General features: G+C 56.0%; 11 protein-coding genes. 10 read left to right on the top strand and 1 reads right to left on the bottom strand.

Features of this window, described 5'->3' with window-relative positions; translation table 11 throughout:
- The 4 genes from ACNA0R_RS04065 to ACNA0R_RS04050 all read left to right on the top strand — a co-directional run.
- On the top strand, nucleotides 1-1,569 hold a 1,569-nt coding region (locus ACNA0R_RS04065; protein WP_415824641.1), incomplete at its 5' end, for a hemagglutinin repeat-containing protein.
- Between the two features lie 42 nt (nucleotides 1,570-1,611).
- A complete protein-coding gene (locus ACNA0R_RS04060; protein WP_415824640.1) occupies nucleotides 1,612-2,934 on the top strand; it encodes a hypothetical protein in 1,323 nt (440 codons plus the stop codon).
- Nucleotides 2,935-2,939: 5 nt separating this feature from the next.
- Nucleotides 2,940-3,206: a hypothetical protein gene (locus tag ACNA0R_RS04055; RefSeq protein WP_415824639.1), complete on the top strand. Its 267-nt coding sequence runs from the start codon at nucleotides 2,940-2,942 to the stop codon at nucleotides 3,204-3,206.
- A 10-nt stretch (nucleotides 3,207-3,216) separates the two neighbouring features.
- Entirely contained in the window at nucleotides 3,217-3,555 is a 339-nt protein-coding gene (locus ACNA0R_RS04050; protein ID WP_415824638.1) for a DUF2489 domain-containing protein, read from the top strand.
- Here ACNA0R_RS04050 and ACNA0R_RS04045 read toward each other — a convergent pair.
- Nucleotides 3,541-3,852 carry a hypothetical protein gene (locus tag ACNA0R_RS04045; protein ID WP_415824637.1) on the bottom strand — a complete coding sequence of 104 codons (312 nt, stop codon included), beginning with the start codon at nucleotides 3,850-3,852 and terminating at the stop codon, nucleotides 3,541-3,543. The genes ACNA0R_RS04050 and ACNA0R_RS04045 overlap by 15 nt on opposite strands.
- Here ACNA0R_RS04045 and ACNA0R_RS04040 point away from each other — a divergent pair.
- The 6 genes from ACNA0R_RS04040 (at nucleotide 3,844) to ACNA0R_RS04015 (ending at nucleotide 10,096) form a co-directional block, all read left to right on the top strand.
- A complete protein-coding gene (locus ACNA0R_RS04040; RefSeq protein WP_415824636.1) occupies nucleotides 3,844-5,760 on the top strand; it encodes a hemagglutinin repeat-containing protein in 1,917 nt (638 codons plus the stop codon). The two genes, ACNA0R_RS04045 and ACNA0R_RS04040, sit on opposite strands and share 9 nt — an antisense overlap.
- Nucleotides 5,708-6,829, top strand: a complete 1,122-nt coding sequence (locus tag ACNA0R_RS04035; protein WP_415825034.1) for a hypothetical protein — start codon at nucleotides 5,708-5,710, stop codon at nucleotides 6,827-6,829. The genes ACNA0R_RS04040 and ACNA0R_RS04035 overlap by 53 nt, the downstream gene beginning before the upstream one ends.
- Complete coding sequence (locus ACNA0R_RS04030; protein WP_415824635.1) at nucleotides 6,807-7,166, top strand: hypothetical protein; 360 nt, start codon at nucleotides 6,807-6,809, stop codon at nucleotides 7,164-7,166. Before ACNA0R_RS04035 ends, ACNA0R_RS04030 begins: the two co-directional genes overlap by 23 nt.
- 1,151 nt (nucleotides 7,167-8,317) lie before the next feature.
- The gene (locus tag ACNA0R_RS04025; RefSeq protein ID WP_415824634.1) at nucleotides 8,318-8,719 is read left to right on the top strand and encodes a hypothetical protein; all 402 of its coding nucleotides are present in this window, start codon (nucleotides 8,318-8,320) and stop codon (nucleotides 8,717-8,719) included.
- Between the two features lie 458 nt (nucleotides 8,720-9,177).
- Complete coding sequence (locus ACNA0R_RS04020; RefSeq protein ID WP_415824633.1) at nucleotides 9,178-9,636, top strand: hypothetical protein; 459 nt, start codon at nucleotides 9,178-9,180, stop codon at nucleotides 9,634-9,636.
- A 166-nt stretch (nucleotides 9,637-9,802) separates the two neighbouring features.
- Nucleotides 9,803-10,096, top strand: a complete 294-nt coding sequence (locus ACNA0R_RS04015; RefSeq protein ID WP_415824632.1) for a contact-dependent growth inhibition system immunity protein — start codon at nucleotides 9,803-9,805, stop codon at nucleotides 10,094-10,096.
- The last annotated feature ends 345 nt before the right edge of the window (nucleotides 10,097-10,441 follow it).

The following is a 10,441-nucleotide window of genomic DNA, read 5'->3' as shown; positions in this document are numbered from 1 at the left end:
GTGCACGACACGACGATAAGCGCCGAGCGGAACGCTACGATCGATGCGGCGGCCAACACTACCGACGATAACCATTACCTACGCGAAACGCGGTCGGGTTGGGGCGCTTTGGGTGGATTCAGCAAGGGCCACAAGGAAAGCACCGATACGTTGGATGGGACCCAGGTTTTCCATACCGGCAGCACCGTGGGCAGCGTACAGGGCGATGTCTTAATCAACGCAGGGGAGAACCTGCAGGTCATCGGAAGCAACGTCGTCGCGCGCCAGGGTGACATCGGCATGGTTGGTCGCGACATCACCATCGCCGCCGTGGCCGACACTGATCACGAGAAGGAGTTTCACGAAGTCAAGCAAAGCGGTTTCACGCTGACCATCGACAGTCCGGTTCAAGAGATGGTGAAGATCGCGGATCGGATGACCACCGCGGCGCAGAAGACAGACAATCCGATCATGCAGGCGTTGGCTCTGGGGACGATAGGACTGGCTGGTAGTAACACCGTAGACTCGGTCTCACGCTCTCCGAAAGAAGGGGGCAGCGGGGCTGGAACTATCACCATCGATTACGGTGCCAGCAGGAGCTCTTCAACCACAACCCGCGAGTCAAGTACCGTTTCCGGTTCGACGATCGCAGCCGGCGCCGATCTCACGATTGTGGCAACTGGAGCCGGGAAGAACTCCGACATCAAGGTGTTGGGATCCTCGTTGTCGGCAGGCAATAACGCCATTCTTAAGGCAGACGGCGACATCCTGATGCAGGCAGTCGGCAGCACGTCGAGCCAGCACACGGATAGCGAAAGCGTCGACGGCACGATTGGCGCAGGCGTGATGCTTGGAACCGATGGACACGGCACCTGGGGTGCGGGTTTCATCGTCAAGGGCAGCGCTACTGCCGGGCGAGCTACCGAAGACGGAGATAATCTTACCTGGGCCAACAGCAGTATCACTGCCGGCAATATCCTCGCCATTAGCTCCGGAGGCGACACGTCGCTCATCGGGGCAGCAGGAAAGGGAAATCAGATTCTGGTCTCTGTCGGCGGCGATCTTTTATTGCAGAGTCTCCAGGATCGGAGCACCTATCATTCGACCAATCAGAGCGCGAGCGCTGGCGGTACTTACTGCTACGGTTACTGCAATAACGGCTCTGTATACGGCAGCTATAGCCAGGGCGAGCTCAACAGCGATTTCCAGACGGTTACTCAGCAAACCGGCTTATGGGCCGGCGATGGTGGTTTCCAGATTGACGTCAAAAACAATACAACCCTCGTGGGCAGCGTCGTCGCGAGTACCGATCAAGCCATTGCAAATGGGCTGAATCAACTCAGCACGGGAACGCTTGTCACCCACGATATCAAGAACACGGCAAACTATGACGGCTACCAGATTGGGTTGAGCGGTGGCTATTCCTGGGGCGGCGCTCAACAGGTCAATAGCGGTGGAGCTACCCAGCCGACTAGTGGTGGCGCGTCAGCGCTGCCTCCCACCTGGGCGGTAGCATTCGGAAGCGACAAGTCCACAACGCACAGCGCGATAAGCGCGGCCGACATCATTATTCGCAATCCGGATGGTTAACTGGCGCTTACTGGAAAGACCGTTGCCGAAACCATCGCTTCATTGAGCCATGACACAACGGGAGCGCTGAACAGCCTGAGTCCCATCTTCGATAAGGAGGAGATACAGGCGGGCTTCGAGATAGTCACCACGGCACAGCAGCAGGCTGCCACCTTCTTGTCGTATCGCCAGAAGGACATCGCAGATCTACTAAAGATAGCGACGGACAAGGATGTACCCCCCGCCGAACAACAAGCCGCCTTGCAACAAGCCATGGAGCTTCAGAGCAAATGGGGAGCAGGCGGCAAGTACCGAATCGTATTGAACGCGGTACTCGCAGGGACGGCTGGCAACGTAAGCGGTGGCGTTGGACAGATGCTCCAGGCGGGTGCGGTCAACTACTTTCAGTCGCTGAGCGCGAGTGAAGTCAAGAAGATCGCAGACGCGTTGGGTAGAGACGCGGACGCGGCTCCTGGATCGGCGTCTCGTACAAACCCAGGCGCGGAAGCCGCGCGTGCCGCATTGCACGCGATCGTCGGTTGCGCCGGAGAAGCCGCTAGCAGTACAGCGTGCGGTGCAGGCGCTTTGGGAGCCGCTGCAGGCTCGGTGATCAACTCCGTCTTGGGTGGCGATACGCAAGCCATGTCCCCGCAAGAAAAGGAGGATCGACGCAATCTCGTCGCGTCCATAGTCGAAGGCATCGCCCTAATCACAGGAAAAAACATCGCGTCGGCGACCTCTTCGGCGGTTGTTGAGACGGAAAAAAACTACCTGCTGCCGAGCGAGATCAACGAGTACGTCGCCGCCCAACAAAGATTGAAAAACTGCAAGGAAGCACAGTGTGAGCTGGACGCGAAGGCCGACATAGTCAGGCTTGAGAAAGCTAGCTACGACCGCTATGCGGGCGCGGTGGGGGGATGCAAAGACAAGTTTTCTTGTAGCGTTCAAATCGCGGATATCGCCGAGGACCTTGCCGCGTTGCAAGAGTTTGCTAAAGACGCTACAGGCCTCCAGGCTGATATCGTCAAGGCGCAGATTCATGCGGCACAAAAGTACTACGACAGTATGTTGTTGAACGTTCAGCAGATCGCGGCAGACGAGCTCGGCCGGAGCTTTCAGACCGTATCAGATGAGCAGCTGATATCGGGCGAATACTTGACCGCTGCACAGGTGGCGAGTTTGAGGGAGAGCGAAGCTGGTACGAACAAGAAAATGCTCGACCTAGCCATTGAGTTTGTAATGGCCGTGATGACTGAAGGGGTGGGGCGGGCGTCACGAAGGCAAAAGGGGAAATCGAGGTTGCCCAGCGAGGCATCCAAAACGGTACATTGGACGGCGATGCGTTGGGCCGACCGATGGGGCGCGATAGCCCGGCAAACTCAGTAAATGGATTGAACCTCAATAAGTCGCTGGCAAGCCAGGAGCAACTTTCGGAGATTCTCTCTGGAAACGGTATTAAGATCGCGGGAAGTGGAACCAATACTCCTTTGAGAGATGCGCCCCGACTGGCTGCCGAGTACGGTGGAAAGGCGACCGACTGGAGTAAGGTTAGCAGCAGCTCCTATATATCTTCTGATGGAGCTAAATTAGAAATCCATGCCTATCAAAACACGGTGACTGGTCAAGTCGTAGAACCGAAGTCGATCAAGTTGAAATGATGGTCATAACATGAATGATGGTGAGGTCTTAGCGCGCAGGCAAATCGTGGCTTTAGCTGAAGCTATGTTGGCAGGAGAGCTTTCCTTTTTTGAGGGAGCCGTGCAGGTCGTCGACATCAAGCGTCGCTTGAGTGGAATTACCGACGAGGATCCCGATTTTCACGTTTTTCTGGTCATTCAGTCTGAAACAGATCATCTGCCACATGAAGCGCAGCGGCCACTGTGGTCCGCGACCGCACTGGACGCGCTGGAGGCCGAATTTCTGCGGACTGAGGAATGGGCGAAGGGTTTTGCCGAGCAAGCGTGTAAGAACTTGATCGCAAGGTTTACGCCATCAATTGGTGCTTGAGCCGCGACGGGTTTGTGCGGACCTCCAAGAGTTGCGCGCGAACTTGACTTCCAGTGAGGAAAGTCGGGCACCAACCCCTATCTGCAGAACGCCGACACGCTCAAGCGCCTGGGTGACGGCTTCTACGAACAGAAACTGGTCACCGACCAGATCATCGCCGCCACGGGCCAGCGCTTCGTCGGCGACTACACCGACAACGAAACCCAATACAAGGCCCTGCTGACCGCCGGCGCCACCTTCGCCCAGCAATATGGCCTGCAAATCGGCACGCCGCTGAGCGACGAGCAGATGAAGCACCTGACCAGCGACATGGTGTGGCTGGTCGACCAGACCGTCACGCTGCCGGACGGCAGCACGCAGACCGTGCTGGTCCCGCAGGTCTATCTGGTCGTGCAGGACGGCGATCTGAAGGGCGACGGCACGCTCATGGCCGGTCGCAACACCAACCAGGAAAAGGAGTTCCACGAAGTCAAGCAAAGCGGTTTCAGCATCAACGCCGGCAGTCCGGTGATGGATGCCTTTGAAACCATCGACCGGATGAGTACCGCGTCATCCAAAACCGACAATCCCATCATGAAGGCATTGGCCTTCGTCAGTGCTGGCATGGCTGCCAATGACGCACTGAACGCGGTGACGCGCCCCCCGAGCGAAGGGGGCGGCGGCGGCGGGACTATCACGCTCGACTACGGCGCAAGTTCCAGCTCCACGACGACGCATCGTAGCTCGACCACCGTCCTCGGATCCACCGTGGCGGCGGGCAACGACCTCACCATCCTTTCTACCGGCGCGGGCAAGGATTCAGACATCACCGTCTTAGGTTCCGCGCTATCCGCCGGCAGGAACGCCGTGCTGGTCGCCGAAGGTGACATCCTGATGAAGGCGGCCAGTAACACCAGGCACCAGGATACCCAGACCAAAAGTGTCGATGGCACCGTCGGCGTTGGCGTGATGATCGGCACTGACGGTAATGGCGGCTATGGCGCGGGATTCATCGTAAAGGGCAGCGTATCCGCCAGCCGCAGCACGGAGGACGGCGACGACCTGACATGGACGAATAGCAGCGTCACCGCCGGAAGCGCGCTCGGCCTGAAGTCCGGTGGTGATACGTCGCTGATCGGCGCCTCCGGCAAGGCTGATCGCATTCTCGCGTCGGTGGGGGGTAATCTTCTGCTACAGAGCCTGCAGGACGAGAGCACCTACCATTCCAAGAACCAAAGTGCCTCAGCCGGCGGGACCTATTGCTATGGTTATTGCAGCAGCTCGGTGTATGGCAGCTACAGCCAGGGCGCACTGAACAGCAACTTCAAGACCGTAACGGAACAGACCGGGCTGTGGGCTGGCGACGGTGGCTTCCAGATCAACGTGAAGGACAACACCACGTTGATCGGTAGCGTCATTGCCAGCAGCGACAAGGCGGTGGCTGACGGATTGAATTTCCTGAGCACCGGAACGCTGGTCACTCAGGACATCAAGAACGTCGCCAAGTACGACGGCTATCAAGTCGGGTTGAGTGGCGGTTATTCATGGGGCGGCGCTCAACAGGTCAATAGCGGAGGATCGACCACTGTGCCGTCGAAGGGAGGCGCGTCGGCATTTCCGCCCACGGTCGTAGCAGCCCTCGGTAGTGATCGATCGACGACTGAAAGCGCCATCAGCGGCGGCACCATTGTCATTCGCGATAGCGATGGCCAGTTGGCGCTGACTGGGAAGTCGGTCGCGGATTCCATCGCGTCGCTGAATCGCGATACCTCCGACACTTTGAACAGCCTCAGCCCGATCTTCGACAAGGAGAAGATTCAGGCCGGCTTTGACATCGTCACCACGTTCCAGAAGGAAACCGGGACCTTCCTGGCAAGCAAGGCGCAGGAGTATGACGCGCTGAAAAAAGCCTTGGACGCGGCGCCTCCGGAAGGTCCGTTGCATGACAGTCTGCAGGCTCAGCTGAACGATGCCGCGCAGTGGGTACAGGGCGGCACGTATCGGATGATCCTGACGGCCGGGACTGCGGCCCTGGCGGGCAACGTCACTGGTGGTGTAGGGCAGGCCGTACAGGCGGCGACCATCAATGTTCTGCAATCCATGGGCGCCGCGCAGATCAAGAAGTATGCGGATGCGTTGGGCGGGGAAGGGTCCGCGGGGCATGTGGCGTTGCATGCCATTCTGGCGTGCGGTGGCGTGCGGTGGCGCGGCGGCGCAGGGAGGTAGCTGCGGCGCTGGCGCGCTGGGTGCATCGGCCAGTGTTGTGCTGGGTGAGCTGATCTCGGGGTCGACGCAGAAGCCGGCGAAGGACCTGACCGCGAATGAACGTGAGCAACGCCAGAATCTAATTATGGGTTTGGTTGCCGGCATAGGGGCGGCTCTGGATCCGCAATCCTTGGCCGCGCTCACGGCGGCAGCGCAGATCGAGTTCGAGAATAATCAAGGGGCCATGGCTCCGCCGAGGGTGTTTGTGGCGCCGCCACGTGGCTCCATCGGTTCGGTCTTGGGCACTGCAGATGGTTTTCCAGGTCTCGGCCAACAAAAGCCCCTTAGCCCCAACGAAGTCATAGCGCAGCAGTTGCAAGGCGCTTGGAGGGTCTTGAGCGATGTCTCAGCGTACGGCGCGCAAGCGCTGGGAAACCTCATGTGGGGCGGTTGGTTCTCGGATCCACTCCCTGGTTATGGTGATGCTAACCCGATAGAACCGCCCGGCCCGTTCACTACGCCGATAGCTGACGAAACGAGCATCGCCACACCGGGCAGGCCTGGACTGTGGCTGCCCCCGATTTCTGTGCCCGGGCAAATTAACAATGGGCCTCAAGGGGGAGAAACGACAGCCACCCCGCTAGAAAACAGCAGCGGCCCAACACTGATATACCAAGACGGGGGTGGAACAAGTACGTCTGCCTTGCAGGAGGTGAGGGGCCTTTTCTCATCTAAAGCACCGGGAAGCATTCAGCTGGGCGAATCTACGTTCACCGAGCTACCGAACTCGGGAAATGCAGCGGTATTTTCTGGCGCGACCGACGAGCAAGTGGCGAAATACTTCTTGCGGCTTTCCGGCGCGTCGTCGTTGCCACCGCCGGTACCTCTAACCATTCGTGGCACCACAGGCGTACGCTATACGATCGAAACGCCGTTTGGTAACTTTACACTCCGTAATGTTTCCTCGTCCGAATCGCAAACTGGGCCTGTTTGGACTATCGACATTCCGCGCGACGCGATAGGAACGTCTGCCAGTAAGGAGATAAAATTTCTAATGAGAGGTCCGAATGAACATCAATCACCTCGATGATATATTGCAATCCTCGTTTGGCCTTTGGCTATCAAGCCTTTTTAGTGCCATAAAGGGATGGAATCCTGGGATTAATTTGGAAGAGCAAAGAGAAATTTTTTTCTCTTTAGTCAAGCGTTTGCTGGACGAAGGGAAAGTAAAATTCTGTCCGCCGAATGAGTTTTGGCGGGAGGGGTATGAAGTGTGGGATACCGAAAGCGACACAATTGTGCAGTACCTGAAATCTCATTGGCCGGTGAATGTAACTTCAGAGAACGATATCGCGCTTACCAACTACTTTTATGACATGCCTGCCATATTGTGGGTGGCAGCTGACGGAACTCTGCAGGGCTCTTAGTCTGGAGCGTCTGGGTGCAAAACTCGTACGGGTAGTGTTTTCTGGGCTTTGATATGGTCATTGACACGGCCGATAACGCGATTCGGGCATTTGCCAAACATAGCTGCCCATACGAACTGACCGTGATGCAGATCTGATCTGCCGGGTTTCTTAAGACTGCGAAATACCTGAAAAACGGCGTTTGGTTAAGCGACGGTACGGCCTCAGGGCGCTGGGAGAGCCGATTACGCCAGTGTTTTCAAGGTCAGGGCCGGTACCAGGCTTGATTATGGTCACGGATGAAACTGCAGTCGGTGCGTTAAAAAATTAGTACTCGCCGGAAGGGGCGCGAATTCGTCTTCGACCCAGCAACGAATACCTTTGCTGTGGGGGAACCAAAATCAGGGCTGTTCGATGGATCTCCTCATCAACAGCTGTCCAGTCGATCGGCGGGGTGGTTGCCGGAGAAGGACCCCTGGGTGAACACAATCGTCGCAACTTTCGCAGAGCTGTTTGGCTGAAGTAAAACGCAACTGTTACCCAGGTGGTTGATGTGGCGGCACGTCACACCCCGAAGCTAGTTATATCGGGCGTCGCCAGGGAGCGTTTGAGTATATTTGGGTGCCCATTGGGTCCATCAACCATCGCTTATTGTTCCGAGAAAATGAAGCCTATATCCGCAGTACTGGAATTTTATGCTCGATGTGGGCACAGCCTAATTTGAAAACGGACTAAACGAGGCGGCACTTCGGGTGGCCGATGTTGCGACTGCACTTGGGCTTTTCGAGGAACAGCGTTGGATCGTTCTGGGCGGAGACATATATCGACAGGTCGAAGGGGAGCGATTCGAGGCGACTTACGATAATTGGCATTACGACGGCACTAGCGTCGGAGAGAGCGGTGACGTCGCGCGTCGCTATATTGAGCGTCTTGCGGGAGATAACTTATACGTGGTCCTAGTCATGTGTTTTGAAAGCGCAGTACGGCGGCCCGGCGCAATGCCTCTCTGATGAAACGAAAATGACTAACCAGTTGCACGCCAATATGTGCCTAGGATCTACGTTTTCCTCCTTTGGTAGCGGGGGCCGGACCGGTCTGCACGATTGATATTTCCAGGGCCGCGGTTGATACCACTCGGAGTCACGAGATAAAGCTTGCTAAGTGGGGCGCAGATGAGACAGATTGAGCACATCGATCAGATAGTGAGCGAATCGTTCGGGCTCTGGATAAGCGGCCTGTTCAGCGCTATTGGGGGATGGAATCCGAACTTTTCATTTGAGGAACGTAGGGAAGCCTTCTTCTGTGTCATAGATTGCCTGCTTCGCCAAGGAAAAATCAGGTTTGTCGCCCCCGGAGCTGATTGTTATATATCACCCTCCAACCCGGCACCCCAATTGACCATCGAGGACGAGCAGGCACAATGGCGAGTATCGCCGGAGATAATCACTTCACTTCTTCGATCACAATGGCCGGCACATGCTGCGGAGGAAAATGATGTGGCGTTGACTGATTATTTCTATAGCATACCGGCGGTGATATGGGTTGCTGATGACGGGAAGCTTGTGGCGTCGTAGAGAACTTGAATTGCATCGCCCGGCTTTCGCCGAGCCAGCTTCGCTAAAATACGGAGTTGCAAAATTAGGGCAACTCAAACACTTTCCAGATGCGGCTAATTGATGGGGCTGTTTTCACTCATGCCTTTGCCCGTTGCCTTCCCGATATTTGTGGGGCGGATATTCGGTCCGCCTTATATAGCTCTGTTCGGTTTGGATAAGCTGCTGTCCGCTCCCGCTTTCAAGGTGGAGCTCCTTTCCGAGGGTACCGTGTATATGCAGCTCGCGGAATCGCTATTTGATTTGCATGCTGATCCCGGTCGCGTAAGAGATATTCGATCACGGATAAGATCGCATTTGGATAACAACATATTCTTTGACCCGGCGGCCCCGGCCGAACACGCATACCGTAGGCCGCGTTTTTTGTCTCGACGCGGGTCCACCTATGACGGTTAAAAATGAATTGAGAGGGCTTTGGTATGGCTCGTCCCGGTGACGTTTACGCTATAGGAACAAAAAAAGGGCTGGGCTTCTTTCAGTTCGTTAAGAGAAACAAACTGATGGGCGCTTTAGTGCGCGTTTTTCCCTTGGAGAACCCGCCCCGAACGCTGGAAAACTGGAGTGAGCTTATAGAGCGAGAGACCAATTTCTGGATCTTTTTCCCTGTAGATGCAGCCCTGCGCAGGAGACTAATTGCCAAAGTTGGCTATCGCACTGTGCCACTGCATGCAAGGGAGACTCCTCTATTCCGTGCGGGGGTGCCCGATCCTTCGACGCGTAAGGTCGATAACTGGTGGTTGTGGGACGGTGAGAAATCTTGGCAAATAGGAAAGCTTACGCCGGAGCAGCGCAGACTGCCGATCCGGGCTGCCTGGAACGATACGTTATTGAGAGAGCGTCTCGAGGCTGGGTGGCTGCCGGAAACCGACTCTCGATAGTGCGATAAGACCCAGGGTACCGGATGTTTTGTCAAGGCAGCGGGGAAGGGTTTTAGTAGCAGAAGGAATATGGTCAGAAAAATCTATAGACGTACATTCGGGGTGTTATTGCTAGGGGACCTACAATGTCCAGTCGTTACGGAATCATCACAGGCGATCCATACAGATGGCGGTGAAATTCGCTACAGCGAGACAGATGCTTTCGGCATATCTGAACCAAGATTTTGATGTGATCTTTGGCACAGCAGATGATGCGATTCGGCAATTCATCGCACATAGCAGTCCATGCGAGGTGGCCACCGCGATAGGGGACATACTGGCTATTCTCGCAATGAGGCTCAGTGAACCAGACTTAGAAAGCCTTATTGTTGGAAAACTTGGCTGCTGCTATACCTATTTGGCCGATTGGCCTTCGGGCGATGCGTGGCTAGAGCACATTGTGAAGCTGCTACGAAGTTAGGTCTCGTAGAGTCAGTCCGCCCGCGTCAGAAATGGAGATTCCTGGCACATGGAGGTCAGGTTATGAAAGGTGGGCTGTACAGAGTGCCCCAGTGGTCGAGGGCGCTATCTTGAAGGCGTATAAGCTGAGAGGTATCGAGCTTTGATTACTTGCGGCCTCGTATCAAGGTCTTGATATGGTGAGATTGCGGCGACGATATTCTAATTATTAGAGATGGGGCGCGATCGCGCTGTTAATATGATGACAAAACGAGGCCGCGATGGGCACCATGACAGAGTAGCGCGGACGACTATTAAGACGATAAGGATGCACAGTACTATATTGTTCACCCCATCGATGCACCAG

The organism is Bordetella sputigena, from assembly GCF_965137885.1.
Classification (GTDB): Bacteria; Pseudomonadota; Gammaproteobacteria; order Burkholderiales; family Burkholderiaceae_B; genus Bordetella_C; species Bordetella_C sputigena.
This window is presented reverse-complemented; position numbering and strand designations above follow the sequence as displayed.